The sequence below is a fragment of the Cupriavidus sp. OTU4054 genome (assembly GCF_038440175.1).
GTDB classification, from domain to species: Bacteria; Pseudomonadota; Gammaproteobacteria; order Burkholderiales; family Burkholderiaceae; genus Cupriavidus; species Cupriavidus pauculus_D.
On the sequence record NZ_JASATF010000004.1, the window covers coordinates 176,041 to 188,979 of the forward strand.

Sequence of the window (12,939 nt, forward strand, 5' to 3'; positions counted from 1 at the left end):
GCGTCAGCTCACCGGCAGGCACCGCTGCGCGGCCGCCACCGCCGCGGTGCGCGTCTCCACGCCAAGCTTTTCGTACACATGCTCCAGATGCTTGTTCACGGTCCGTGGGCTCATGCCGAGGATTTCGGCCACGTCCCGGTTGGTTTTGCCGCGGGCAACCCATAGCATGACTTCCGCCTCGCGCGGCGTCAGGGACGATGCCTCGGTCACGCGCGTGGGCAGGTCCGCGCGGGCCAGTTCCACCACCACCACGTCGGCCGTCTCGGCCGTCAGCGGCCGTAGCCGCAAGCCATGCCATGGCGCCCCCGGCTCCGCGAGCGCGGAGGCCAGCCCCGCGGGCAGCGGGTCGTTGGCCTTGCATGGCGGCCAGCCCACCGCTTCCAGCAATGCCACCGCGCTCGCGTTGACCCACGCGATGCGCCCGCCGGCCGCCGCGAGCATCGGCACCGTGCTGCCGAATACCGCCTCCCGCGCGCTGCGGGCCAGTCTTGCCTTGCTCGCATGCGAGCGGACCCTTGCCACGACCTCGGCGATTTCCACGGGCTTGGTCACGTAGTCGCACGCGCCCACCTCGAAGCCCCGCACGATATGGCCCGTGTCGCCGAGCCCCGTCATGAAGATCACGGCGAGGTCGCCATGCCGGTCCATGATCGCCTCGCAGGTGGCAAAGCCGTCCATGCCGGGCATATCGACATCGAGCAGCACCGCGTCGGGCGCGAAATGCGCGAGCGCGTCGAGCGCGGCATTGCCGCTCGCGGCGGTATGCACGAGCATTGCCTCGCTGCCGAGCGCGCGCGTGAGGAAGCCGCGCGCGTCGGCGTTGTCGTCCACAACCAGGACACGGGTTTCAGGATCGGGTCGCATGGAGAGCCTCGCCTAGGGAAACGTTGAGGGCATGGCCGTCGGTCCGCGCGAGCGCGAGCATACGGGATGCCCACGCCGCGAGGGCGCCGCCACTCTCGGCCAGTTCGGTCAATTGGGCTTCGAGCGCGCGCAGGCGGCCGGTGGCGCCCATCTGCAGCAACTCGCGGACGAGCTCGGCGTCCGGCGTGCCGTCGGGCATTGCCGCCAGCGCGGCATCGAGACTGCCCGTCCGCGCGACGCCCGGCTTACCCGGCTCGTCAGCGCGCCCGCTCGCTGGCCCGCGCACCGCCGCGCCGCCGGGCATCGCGGCGGGAGCGCCCGCTCGCGCGGACGGGCGATGGGGGCTCGCGCCCTGCGTGGCGACGGTGATCGCCGTGGTCAACGCCCGCCGCACGGTATCGAGCAACTCCGCCTCCCGCACAGGCTTGCTGACAAAGCCAAAATACCCATGCGTGGCACGCGCCTCCTCGGTATTCTCGTGCGCATTCGCCGAAACGATCACCACGCGCGGCGCGTCGGGCAGCGCGCGCAGATGCCGGCACAAGTCCCACCCCGACGCATCGGGCAAATTCAGATCGAGCAACACCAGATGCGGCCGCACGCGCCGTACCGCGGGCAGGACCTCGGCCCCGACGCCGACCTCGTGCACCGTCAGCCCCAGCGGCCCGAGAAAGCCCCGCAATACCGCCCGATGCGCGGCGCGGTCATCGACCACGAGCACGCGCGCATCGTCGGGCAACGGCACCCGCTGTACCGCGGACGGCTTGGGCGCGGTGGCCGACACCACCGGCAGATACAGCCGCACCGAAAACTCGCTGCCCTCTCCCGGCGCGCTGCGTACCCGGATCTCGCCCCCCATCAGATCCGCGAGCAACCGCACGATGGCCAGCCCAAGCCCGATGCCTTCCCGATCGTCGTGCGGCGTCCCGCGCTCGAACGGATCGAAGATGCGCGCCTGATCCTCGGCCGAGATCCCCGGCCCCGTGTCCTCCACGGAAATCGTCGCAAGCTCGCGCTGGTGCCGCACGCTCAGCGTGACCGCGCCCTGCTCCGTGAACTTGATGGCATTGCTGACCAGGTTGATCACGATCTGCCGCAGCCGCTTGGAATCGCCATGCACGTGCGCGGGCAATGTGCCACTGACCCGATAGTGAAAGGCCAACCCGCGCGCGGCGGCCAGTGGCCGAAACATCCGTACGAGATCGTCGAACAGGCCTTCGAGCCCCACCGCCTCCTGCTCGAGCCGTAGCTTTCCTGCTTCGATCCGCGACAACTCGAGCAACCCATCGACGAGGCTCGACAGATGCTCGCCCGCGCGCCCGATCGTGCGAACGTCCTCGCGGCACACGGGCGGCAGCGTCGGCGCCCGAAGCAACAACTGCGAGTAGCCGAGAATCGAGTTCAATCCCGCCCGCATCTCGTGGCTCATGCCCGTGATAAAGCGGCTCTTGGCCTGATTGGCCTTTTCCGCGACCTCCTTGGCGCTCTGCAGCAGCGCATCGGTCTGCCTGTGCGCGTCGATTTCCTTCTGCAGCAGCATGTTCTGCCGCTCCGATTCTTCCTGCGCGACCGAACGGCTCTCGTTGGCCAGCACGAGCCACCACGCCGCCACGGCCGAGAACAGCATGAGCCCCGCGCCGATCTTGATGAACAGCCCGCCGCGCGGCAACGCGGCGACGAGCGGGCTCGACAGCTGCTCCTGCGTATAGAGCAGCCATAGCAGCGTGCCGAACGCGAACACCATGCCGAGCAGCACCAGACAGAACTGCCCGAGCCGCCGCGCCATGACGGGCGGCGTGCCGGCCGGCAGTACGCGCGTCAGCGCGGTGGCAATCTGCTCGGGCGCGCTGGCGCCGGGCTTGCAGCGGTCCCCACAGCGCGCGTCGAGCGTGCAGCACAGCGAGCAGATCGGGCCGCGATAGGCGGGGCACGCGGCCACATCCTCGCGCTCGAACGGATTGCGGCAGATCGCACAGCGGATGACCGCATGGCGCGCGCCGAAGTCCACGGGCGTGCGCGCGATGAAGTAGCGGCTCTGCGTGGCCCACGCGATCAGCGGCGGCAGCACGATGGCCAGCACGAGTCCCACCGCGACCGATGCGGGCCGCAGCGTATCGCCGAACGCGCCCAGATGCACGAGCATCGACAGCGCGGACGCGATCATCATCGCGCCGAAGCCGGACGGGTTGATATCGAACAGATAGGCGCGGCGGAACTCGATATCGCGCGGCGACAGACCGAGCGGCTTGCTCAGGACGAGGTCGCCGCAGATCGCGCCGACCCATGCCACGGCCAGGTGCGCATAGAGCGCTAGCACCTGCTCCAATGCCTCGAACACGCCCATCGCCATCAGCATCACGGCAATCAGCACGTTGAACGCGAGCCAGACCACACGCCCCGGATGGCTATGCGTGAGGCGCGCGAACACGTTCGACCACGCGAGCGAACCCGCGTAGGCGTTGGTGATATTGATCTTGGTCTGCGAGACCAGCACGAACACGCCGGTCAGCACCACGGCAAGCCAGACCGGCGAGCCCGCACCCAATGCCCGGGCAAAGCCCACCAGATACATCTGCGTGGGCTCCAGCGCGTGGGCCAGCGGCAGTTCGGCCTGCAGCACGACGAACGCGAGGAACGCGCCGCCGGCCATCTTGGCCGCGCCGAGGATGATCCAGCCCGGACCCGCCATGATCAGCGCGCTCCACCAGCGTACGCGGTTGCGCCTGGTCAGCGGCGGCATGAAGCGCAGGAAGTCCACCTGCTCCCCGATCTGCGCGATCAGCGCGGCCGCCACCGTGGCCGCCGCGCCGAACGCGTGCCACGAGAAGCCGTCGCCGTCGGCCAGCCGGCCGTTCAGCGACAGGAACTCTCCATAGAGATGCGGCTCGCGCCAGAGAATCAGCGCGTACGGCAACACCAGCAACACGAGCCACACCGGTTGCGTCCAGACCTGGATGCGCGACAGCAGCGTCACGCCGTGCATGACCAGCGGAATGACCACGATGGCGGACAGCAGGTAGCCGATCGGCCTTGGCATGCCGAACAGGAGCTCGAACGCCTGCGCCATGATCGCCGCTTCCAGCGCGAAGAAGATGAACGTGAAGCTGGCGTAGATCAGCGAGGTGATGGTCGAGCCGAGGTACCCGAAGCCCGCGCCGCGCGCGAGCAGGTCCATGTCGAGGCCGTGGCGGGCCGCGTAGTACGAGATGGGCAGGCCGGTCAGGAAGATGACCAGGCTGACGACGCCGATGGCCCACATCGCGTTCGTGAAACCGTAGCTCAGCGTGATGGCGGCGCCGATCGCCTCCAGCGCCAGGAATGCGACTGCACCAAAAGCGGTATTCGAGACCCGGAACGCGCTCCATTTGCGGAACGACCTTGGTGCAAACCGCAGCGCGTAGTCCTCGAGCGTTTCGTCGGCAACCCAGCGGTTGTAGTCGCGCCGGATCTTGCTGATGCGCTGTACGGGCTGGGTGGCGCTCGACATGTGGGCTCTGGGCAGAGAGTGGACGGGGGCGTGATGCAAGTTGTGTGCCTTGGACAGCGGCCCCCGCTCCATGCACGGTCGCACCGTACGCATCCGTACGTTGAATGACGTATAGGCGTGCGCATATGCCGCACCGCATCATCCGCCCCATCACAACCGCAGTACCTGACACCGTTCCATCCAACACCTCGCTTCCAAGGAGCGTTCGATCATGCGTGACAAAGAACATACCGGGTCCCCTTCCCTCGCCGATGGCGATGCGGTTTCGCTGCAGCGGCGGCGGCTGATGCAGGGCATGGCGTCCCTGCCCATCGCCGGGATGGCTGGCATGGCCGGGATGGCTCACGGTGCCAACATCCCGACCGCCACCGCCAACACGACCAAGCTCGCCGTGACCGATACCGAGGTGACGGTGGGTCAGCTGCACTCGGCCACGGGCACGATGGCGATCTCGGAGACCGGCTCGATCCAGGCCGAGCAGCTCGCGATCGACCAGATCAATGCCGCCGGCGGCGTGCTGGGCCGCAAGATCAAGGTGATCAAGGAAGACGGCGCCTCCGACTGGCCGACCTTCGCGGAAAAGTCGAAGAAGCTGCTGGTCAACGACCGCGTGGCCGCCGTGTTCGGCTGCTGGACCTCGGCCTCGCGCAAGGCCGTGCTGCCGGTGTTCGAGAAAGAGAACGGCCTGCTCTACTACCCGACGTTCTATGAAGGCCTCGAGCAGTCGAAGAACGTCATCTACACGGGCCAGGAAGCCACGCAGCAGATCATCTGGGGCCTGGACTGGGCCGCCAAGCAGAAGAACGCCAAGAGCTTCTTCCTGATCGGCTCCGACTACATCTGGCCGCGCACGTCGAACAAGATCGCGCGCAAGCACATCGAGAACTTCCAGAAGAACAAGGTGGTGGGCGAGGAGTACTACCCGCTGGGCCACACCAACTTCAACTCGCTGATCAACAAGATCAAGGTGGCCAAGCCCGACTGCATCTACGCGATCGTCGTCGGCGGCTCCAACGTGGCGTTCTACAAGCAGCTGAAGGCGGCCGGCATTACCGCCGACAAGCAGTTCCTGCTGACGATCTCGGTGACCGAGGACGAAGTGCTCGGCATCGGCGGCGAAAACATCGCGGGCTTCTACGCGGCCATGAAGTACTTCCAGTCGCTCGATAACGCCAACAACAAGAAGTTCGTCGAGGCGTTCAAGGCCAAGTACGGCGCCAAGTCCGTGATCGGCGACGTCACGCAGGCCGGCTACCTGGGCCCGTGGCTGTGGAAGGCCGCGGTCGAGAAGGCCGGCAGCTTCGACGTGGACAAGGTCGTGGCCGCCTCGCCGGGCCTCGAGCTCAAGACCGCGCCGGAAGGCTACGTCAAGGTCGATCCGAACCATCACCTGTGGAGCAAGACGCGCGTGGGCCTGGCCCAGCTCGACGGGCAGTTCAAGGTGGTGGCCGAGTCGCCGGAACTGATTCCGCCGAACCCGTTCCCGAAGGGTTACCAGTAATTTCCCCCCCCACGCGCAGAGGTAACGTCATGAACTTGTCGGATATGCTCAATATCGGGCTCATGCAGGGCTTTGCCGGCCTGAGCCTGTTCTCGGTCCTGCTGCTGATGGCCCTCGGCCTGGCGATCATCTTCGGCCAGATGGGCGTCATCAACATGGCCCACGGCGAGTTCATGACGATCGGCGCCTATACGATCTTCCTCGCATCCACGCTCACGGAGCGGCTCGCGCCGTCGTGGATGCCCTACTACTTTCCGCTCGCGATCGCCGTCGCGTTCGTGCTCGCCTTCCTTGCCGGATGGCTCGCCGAATGGGCGCTGATCCGGCATCTCTACAAGCGTCCGCTGGACACGCTGCTGGCCACGTGGGGCCTCTCCCTCGGCATGCAGCAGGTGTTCCGCTCGACGTTCGGCCCGAAGGAAGTCAGCCCCACCCTGCCTGACTGGCTCATGGGTTCGTGGGCACCGGCCGAAGGGCTCGACATTCCGATCAACGGCCTCTTCGTGATGGCGCTCACGCTCGGCGTGGCGGGGCTGGTCTGGCTCGCGCTCTACCGCTCGCGCTGGGGGCTGCGCGTCCGCGCCACCACGCTCAACCGCGCCATGGCCAATGCCGCGGGCATCAATACCAGGCGCACGGACCGCGTGACGTTCGCCATCGGCTGCGGCATCGCCGGCGTGGCGGGCGCCGCGTTCACGACGATCGGCTCCACGGGCCCCACCAGCGGCGCGTTGTACATCGTCGATTCGTTCCTCGTGGTCACGTTCGGCGGCGCGGCCAGCCTTGCGGGGACCGTGGCATCGGCCTTCGGCATCGCGCAAACGCAGTCCATTACCGAGTTCTTCATGACCGGGTCGATGGCGCGGGTCACGACGCTGCTGCTGATCGTGACGATCCTGATGATTCGTCCGCAAGGGTTGTTCGCGCCCGCCGTCCGTCGCTGAAACTCACGCCGATTTGCCTTTACCGGAGCCATTCATGTCCACCTCGTCCACCCTGCCCGGCCGCGTGAGAACGATCATTTCATCGTCGTGGAGCGGCTACGCGCTGCTGGCGCTCGTGCTGCTGGTCGTCATGCCGCTTTCGCTGGACATCTTCCGGCTCAACCTCGTCGGCAAGTACCTGAGCTATGCGTTCGTGGCCGTCGGCCTCGTCATGCTCTGGGGCTATGGCGGTGTGCTGAGCCTCGGCCAGGGCGTGTTCTTCGGCCTGGGCGGCTACGCCATGGCGATGTTCCTCAAGCTCGAGGCCTCCGATGCCAAGAGCACGGCCATCCAATCGACGCCGGGCATTCCCGACTTCATGGACTGGAACCAGCTCACCGCGCTGCCCTGGTGGTGGGAGCCGTTCCGCCATCTGCCGGTGGCGCTCATCGGCGTGATCCTCGTGCCGGTCGCCCTCGCCTTTGTCGTCTCGTTCGCGATGTTCCGGCGCCGCGTGGGCGGCGTGTACTTCGCGATCATCACGCAGGCCATCGCGCTGATTCTCTCGGTGCTGATCATCGGCCAGCAGGGCTACACGGGCGGCGTCAACGGGATTACCGACCTCAAGACCATGCTCGGCTGGGATATCCGCACCGACAGCGCGCGCATGATCCTCTACTTCGCCAACGTCGTCCTGCTGTTCGCGGCCATCGCGCTGTGCCGGTGGATCCAGCGCACGAAACTCGGCGTGCTGCTGCTGGCCATGCGCGACAAGGAAGACCGCGTGCGCTTCTCCGGCTACGACGTGGCGATGTTCAAGGTGTTCGTGTTCTGCCTGGCCGCCGCGCTGGCGGGCATCGGCGGCGCGATGTTCGCGTTGCAGGTCGGCTTCATGTCGCCGTCGTTCGTCGGCATCGTGCCCTCCATCGAGATGGTGATCTTCGCCGCGGTGGGTGGCCGCATGAGCCTGGTCGGCGCGATCTGGGGCACGCTGCTCGTCAACGCGGGCAAGACCTATTTCTCCGAGAGCTTTCCGGATCTGTGGCTGTTCCTGATGGCGGCGCTGTTTATCGGCGTGGTGGTTGCCTTCCCCGATGGGCTGGCGGGTCTCTATAGCAAGTACGTGCGACGCAAGCCGGCCGAGGATGCGGCAACGCCGGCCGAGGGCGTGCCCGGCAAGACCGCCTGATACGCGCTAACGGACAGGAGCGACCATGAGCAACACCGACTTCATGCTGGCCGTGGAAGACCTCACGGTCTCCTTCGACGGCTTCAAGGCCATCGACAACCTCACGCTGTATGTCGATCGCGACGAGCTGCGCGTGATCATCGGCCCCAACGGCGCCGGCAAGACCACGCTGCTCGACCTGGTCTGCGGCAAGACGCGCGCCACCGGCGGCAGCATCAAGTTCGTCAATCGCGAGATGACGGGCCTGCCCGAATACCAGATCGTGCGCGCCGGCATCGGCCGCAAGTTCCAGACGCCCTCGATCTACGAGAACCTCAGCGTGTTCCAGAACCTGGCGGTGTCGTTTCCGCGCGGCCGCGGCGTGTTTGGCGCGCTGGCGTTCAAGACCGACGCGGAGGTCCGACAGCGCGTCGCCGACGTGGCCGCCGAGATCGGCCTGTCCGATGCGCTCGACCGCGAGGCCGCGCAACTCTCGCACGGCCAGAAGCAGTGGCTCGAGATCGGCATGCTGCTGATGCAGGAGCCGCAACTGCTGATGCTCGACGAACCGATCGCGGGCATGAGCGTGCGCGAGCGCGAACAGACCGCGGAACTGCTCAAGCGCATCAGCCGCGGCCGCGCCGTCATCGTCATCGAGCACGACATGGATTTCGTGCGCGAGATCGCCGACAAGGTCACCGTCATGCATCAGGGAAAGATCCTCGCCGAGGGGTCGATGGACCAGGTGCAGAACGACCCGCGCGTGATCGATGTGTATTTGGGCCACTGAGCCGAGCCGAGGAGAAATCATGCTGAGCGTCGACAACGTTGTCGTCAACTACGGACAGAGCGAGGCGCTGCACGGCATCTCGTTCGCCGCCGCGCAGGGCGAGACGGTCGCCATCATGGGCCGCAACGGCATGGGCAAGACCACGCTGTTCAAGGCGATGATCGGCATGCTGCCCGTGCGCTCGGGCCAGGTCTGCGTCGATGGCCGCGACGTCGCGCACGACGAGAGCTATCGCCGCGTGCGCGCGGGCCTCGGCTACGTGCCGCAGGGTCGCATGATCTTTTCGCACCTGACCGTCGAGGAGAACATCCTCACCGGCATGGAACAAGGCACGAGCCGCCGCATTCCCGACGAGATCTTCGCCATGTTCCCGGTGCTGTTCGAGATGCGCCGCCGCAAGGGCGGCAACCTGTCCGGCGGCCAGCAGCAGCAGCTGGCCATCGCCCGCGCGCTGGTCTCGAACCCCAAGGTGCTGCTGCTCGACGAGCCCACCGAAGGCATCCAGCCGTCGATCATCAAGGACATCGCGCGCGCGCTCAACGAGATTCGCCGCACGCGCGACATCACGATCGTGTTCTCCGAGCAGGTGCTCAGCTTCGCGCTCGACGTGGCGGACCGCCTGTTCGTCATCGAGGGCGGCCGCTTCGTGCACGAGACGCAGCGCAACGGCACCGACCACGACCACATCCGGCAGCTGCTGTCGGTCTGAACTACTTTTCCTTATCTTTCACAGGAGGCATGTCATGACGGATACCCTGATCAAGGTCGATCTGGCCGAGTCGCCGTACGAGAACCCCAACGTCCACAACCGCTGGCACCCCGATATCCCGATGGCCACCTGGGTCAAGCCGGGCGACGACTTCATCCTCGAGACCTACGACTGGACCGGCGGCTACATCAAGAACAACGACTCGGCCGACGACGTGCGCGACGTCGACCTCAGCACCGTGCACTTTCTCTCGGGCCCCGTGGGCGTGGAAGGCGCGGAGCCCGGCGATCTGCTCGTCGTGGACCTGCTCGACATCGGCGCCAAGCCCGACAGCCTCTGGGGCTTCAACGGGTTCTTCTCCAAGAAGAACGGCGGCGGCTTCCTGACCGACCACTTTCCGCAGGCCCAGAAGTCGATCTGGGACTTCCATGGCATGTTTACCTCGTCGCGCCATATCCCCGGCGTGAACTTCGCGGGCCTGATCCACCCGGGCCTGATCGGCTGCCTGCCGGACAAGGCCATGCTCGAGACGTGGAACAAGCGCGAGATGGACTTTATCGCGACCGAGCCGGACCGCGTGCCGCCGCTGGCCAATCCGCCGTTCGCGGCCACCGCGCACATGGGCAAGCTGCAGGGCGAGGCCCGCGACGCGGCCGCGGCCACGGGCGCGCGCACGGTGCCGCCGCGCGAGCATGGCGGCAACTGCGATATCAAGGACCTGTCGCGCGGCGCCAAGGTCTACTTCCCGGTGTACGTCGATGGTGCGGGCCTGTCCGTCGGCGACCTGCACTTCTCGCAGGGCGATGGCGAAATCACGTTCTGCGGCGCGATCGAGATGGCGGGCTGGGTCCATATGCGCGTGTCGCTGATCAAGGGCGGCATGGCCAAGTACGGCATCAAGAACCCGATCTTCAAGCCGAGCCCGATCACGCCGCAGTACAACGACTACCTGATCTTCGAGGGCATCTCGGTCGATGAGGCCGGCAAGCAGCATTACCTCGACGTGCACGTCGCATATCGCCAGGCCTGCCTGAACGCCATCGAGTACATGACCAAGTTCGGCTACTCGAAGGCACAGGCGTACTCGATTCTCGGCACGGCGCCGGTGCAGGGGCATATCAGCGGCGTGGTCGATATCCCGAACGCGTGCGCCACGCTGTGGCTGCCCACGCAGATCTTCGACTTCGATATCCGGCCGAGCGCGTCGGGGCCGACGAAGATGATCACGGGCGGTATCGACCTGCCGCTGTCGCCCGATCTGTAACCCGCCGCGGAGCCGCCATGCCTACCTACGACTATCGCTGCGCCGAGTGCGGAGATTTTTCGGTGCTGCGTTCCATCTCGCGCCGCGACGATCCCTGCACGTGTCCGTCGTGCGGAGCCGCCGCGCCCCGCGCGCTGGTCGCCGCCCCGGCGTTCGCGAGCATGCCCGCCGCGTCCCGCGCCGCGCATGCCACCAACGAACGCAGCGCGCACGCGCCGCGCGAGTCGCGCAACCACGGCGCGGGCTGCGGGTGCTGTTCGTCGCCGGTCAAGCTGGCGGGCAATGCGGCGCGCGCGGATGCAGTCAAGGGCAACGCGGCCGGGCGGCCGTGGATGATCAGCCACTGACGCCGGCAACGCGCCAGATACAACGAGGAGGATAAGGAGGAGGGGTCAGTCGTATGTGGTACCCCGGCCCTGCCCCGCGGTTCGCCTTCCCAGGAGGTGCGCCGCGGGGACAGGCCCCCGGGCTTGCACAACGGGCTACGCTTGCTGACTCGCGAACGCGGCGTCGATATCGCTGGCCAGCCGCATGAGATGCGGCGCCAGTTCCTTCGCCGCATCGTCCATCGACGCCTTCGTCGACAGGCTCACATTGAGCACATGCACGGGATAGTGGCCCAGGCGCATCGGCGTCGATATCGCCATGACTTCCGGCTGCCAGCTCGCGATACACCAGCCATGCGCGCGCACCTGCGCGATCGACGCATCGATCTCCGACGCCAGCGCGTTCCAGTGCGTGGCAAACCGCCGCGCGAACTGCCGCATCAGCCCCTCGCGCTCGTCGTCGGGTGCCGCCGCCAGCCACGCGCGGCCGAGCGAGGTCAATGCCATGGGCACCCGCTGCCCCGCCGCGACATTGCGCAGCGAGGTGCGCCGGCCGTAGCGAATCGACTCCAGATAGACCATCTCGTCGCGATCGGCCAGCGCGAGACCGACGTTCAGGTGCTCGGCCTGCGCGAGGTCGCGCATCAGCGGCGCCGCAACCTGCAGGAGCGTGGAGCCCGTGCGCATCGCATGGGCAAGGCTGAGCACGGGCGCGCCCAGCCGGTAGGCGCGCAGCGTGGTGTCGTACTGCAGGAAACCGGTGTCAACGAGGCTTTGCGTCAGCCGGCTGACCGTCGAACGCGCGAGGCCCGTGCGTTCCGAGAGCTCGCCATTGCCGAGGATCTCGGATCCGGGACGGAATGCGCGAAGAATCTCGATGCCGCGTTCGAGCGACCGATTGGCCTGCGTGCTCGCGGGGCGCCCCCGGGCACGGATGCGCGCTTCCTGCGAATCCACGTGCAACCTCCATCAATGCTCGAACCAGTCCAGCAGTATGGCATTGATTGACGCATAGGATTCGTACATGACCCAATGGCCGGCTTCCGGCACGATCACGCCCTCGCGGCGCGGACGGCCGTCGGTCAGCTTCGCCAGCGCGATATCGGGATCCGCCGTCACGTCGTTCTCGCCCCAGGCCAGCAGCGTGGGGCCGCGGAACCGGTCCAGCGCCTCGGCGAGGCCGCCCGCGCGCGAGATATGCTTGCTGCGGAAGCGTGCATGGCGGCACGAGTCCGTATAGGCGAGCAACGCCAGCGCATCGATCGCTTCGGGGTTCGAGATCATGAACGCCTCGACGTTATGGCGCATCGCGGCGGCCAGCGCCTCCGCATCGGGTGCCGCGCGCCAGTCGAGCAGCGCGCGCTGCTGCCGGCGCGGGCCCGCGTGACCGCCGGGGCCGAGCAGCGCGAGCCGGCGCACGCGCGGCAGCACGGTGGCCAGGTGCGCGGCGGTCAGCCCGCCGAACGAGAAGCCGACCACGTCGATATCGCCGGGATCGGGCAATTGCGCGTAACCGGCTGCAATCGCTTCGACCAGTTGCGATAACTCCGCACCGGGCGGATCGCCCGATTCGCCGTAGCCCGGCATATCGGGCACCCATACCGTGTGGTGCGCGGCCAGTGCCTCGATATTGCGCACCCAGTGCAGCCAGCTGCCATGGCCGCCGTGCACGAGCAGCACCGACGGGCCTTCGCCAAAGCGGCGCCAGACCATCTGCGTACCGTCGGCGTCGGTCAGGAAATACCTGGCCTGCGAGGCGAGCCGATCCACCACGGCCGCCGCTTCGGCACCGCCGGAGATCGCGCGCCCCTCTTCCGCGATATTCGCGCGGACCGTCGAACTCCTGTCCGCCTGCGCTTCCGCCCGCTTTGCTGCCTCGTCCGAGGACACTCCCATGCTTCCGCTCC

Annotated in this window: 11 protein-coding genes; 7 read left to right on the forward strand and 4 right to left on the reverse strand. The window is 67.1% G+C overall.

Annotation, left to right across the window (positions count from 1 at the left end; translation table 11 throughout):
• Window positions 1-3: 3 nt before the first annotated feature.
• Window positions 4-864, reverse strand: a complete 861-nt coding sequence (locus AAHB16_RS07285; protein ID WP_342050493.1) for a response regulator transcription factor — start codon at window positions 862-864, stop codon at window positions 4-6.
• Window positions 848-4,351: a hybrid sensor histidine kinase/response regulator gene (locus tag AAHB16_RS07290; protein ID WP_150371624.1), complete on the reverse strand. Its 3,504-nt coding sequence runs from the start codon at window positions 4,349-4,351 to the stop codon at window positions 848-850. The genes AAHB16_RS07285 and AAHB16_RS07290 overlap by 17 nt, the downstream gene beginning before the upstream one ends.
• Window positions 4,352-4,562: 211 nt before the next feature.
• Between AAHB16_RS07290 and urtA the strand changes: the two genes are divergently transcribed.
• Genes urtA through AAHB16_RS07325 form a run of 7 tightly spaced genes read left to right on the forward strand, consistent with a single transcriptional unit; the run spans window position 4,563 to window position 11,053 of the window.
• Entirely contained in the window at window positions 4,563-5,852 is a 1,290-nt protein-coding gene (urtA, locus tag AAHB16_RS07295) for an urea ABC transporter substrate-binding protein (protein WP_150371623.1), read from the forward strand.
• Between the two features lie 29 nt (window positions 5,853-5,881).
• A complete protein-coding gene (urtB, locus tag AAHB16_RS07300) occupies window positions 5,882-6,796 on the forward strand; it encodes an urea ABC transporter permease subunit UrtB (RefSeq protein WP_342050494.1) in 915 nt (304 codons plus the stop codon).
• Window positions 6,797-6,830: 34 nt separating this feature from the next.
• The gene (gene urtC / locus AAHB16_RS07305; protein ID WP_150371621.1) at window positions 6,831-7,964 is read left to right on the forward strand and encodes an urea ABC transporter permease subunit UrtC; all 1,134 of its coding nucleotides are present in this window, start codon (window positions 6,831-6,833) and stop codon (window positions 7,962-7,964) included.
• Between the two features lie 25 nt (window positions 7,965-7,989).
• Window positions 7,990-8,733, forward strand: coding sequence for an urea ABC transporter ATP-binding protein UrtD (gene urtD / locus AAHB16_RS07310; RefSeq protein WP_150371620.1), 744 nt, complete (start codon window positions 7,990-7,992; stop codon window positions 8,731-8,733).
• Between the two features lie 19 nt (window positions 8,734-8,752).
• On the forward strand, window positions 8,753-9,442 hold the full coding sequence (gene urtE, locus AAHB16_RS07315; protein WP_109580987.1) for an urea ABC transporter ATP-binding subunit UrtE: 690 nt from the start codon (window positions 8,753-8,755) through the stop codon (window positions 9,440-9,442).
• 34 nt (window positions 9,443-9,476) lie between these two features.
• A complete protein-coding gene (gene fmdA / locus AAHB16_RS07320) occupies window positions 9,477-10,706 on the forward strand; it encodes a formamidase (RefSeq protein WP_150371619.1) in 1,230 nt (409 codons plus the stop codon).
• Between the two features lie 17 nt (window positions 10,707-10,723).
• Window positions 10,724-11,053 (forward strand): FmdB family zinc ribbon protein, encoded by a 330-nt coding sequence (locus tag AAHB16_RS07325; protein ID WP_150371618.1) that lies wholly within the window; start codon window positions 10,724-10,726, stop codon window positions 11,051-11,053.
• A 135-nt stretch (window positions 11,054-11,188) separates the two neighbouring features.
• Here the strand turns inward: AAHB16_RS07325 and AAHB16_RS07330 are convergent, their stop codons facing one another.
• A complete protein-coding gene (locus AAHB16_RS07330; RefSeq protein ID WP_342050495.1) occupies window positions 11,189-11,989 on the reverse strand; it encodes an IclR family transcriptional regulator in 801 nt (266 codons plus the stop codon).
• Window positions 11,990-12,001: 12 nt separating this feature from the next.
• A complete protein-coding gene (locus AAHB16_RS07335; protein WP_223851425.1) occupies window positions 12,002-12,928 on the reverse strand; it encodes an alpha/beta fold hydrolase in 927 nt (308 codons plus the stop codon).
• Between the last annotated feature and the right edge of the window lie 11 nt (window positions 12,929-12,939).

Excerpts from the sequence above, each read along its gene's own strand:
- AAHB16_RS07285 (WP_342050493.1), bottom strand. The coding sequence starts at position 864 with ATGCGACCCGATCCTGAAACCCGTGTCCTGGTTGTGGACGACAACGCC.
- AAHB16_RS07290 (WP_150371624.1), bottom strand. The coding sequence starts at position 4,351 with ATGTCGAGCGCCACCCAGCCCGTACAGCGCATCAGCAAGATCCGGCGC.
- urtA (WP_150371623.1), top strand. The coding sequence starts at position 4,563 with ATGCGTGACAAAGAACATACCGGGTCCCCTTCCCTCGCCGATGGCGAT.
- urtB (WP_342050494.1), top strand. The coding sequence starts at position 5,882 with ATGAACTTGTCGGATATGCTCAATATCGGGCTCATGCAGGGCTTTGCC.
- urtC (WP_150371621.1), top strand. The coding sequence starts at position 6,831 with ATGTCCACCTCGTCCACCCTGCCCGGCCGCGTGAGAACGATCATTTCA.
- urtD (WP_150371620.1), top strand. The coding sequence starts at position 7,990 with ATGAGCAACACCGACTTCATGCTGGCCGTGGAAGACCTCACGGTCTCC.
- urtE (WP_109580987.1), top strand. The coding sequence starts at position 8,753 with ATGCTGAGCGTCGACAACGTTGTCGTCAACTACGGACAGAGCGAGGCG.
- fmdA (WP_150371619.1), top strand. The coding sequence starts at position 9,477 with ATGACGGATACCCTGATCAAGGTCGATCTGGCCGAGTCGCCGTACGAG.
- AAHB16_RS07325 (WP_150371618.1), top strand. The coding sequence starts at position 10,724 with ATGCCTACCTACGACTATCGCTGCGCCGAGTGCGGAGATTTTTCGGTG.
- AAHB16_RS07335 (WP_223851425.1), bottom strand. The coding sequence starts at position 12,928 with ATGGGAGTGTCCTCGGACGAGGCAGCAAAGCGGGCGGAAGCGCAGGCG.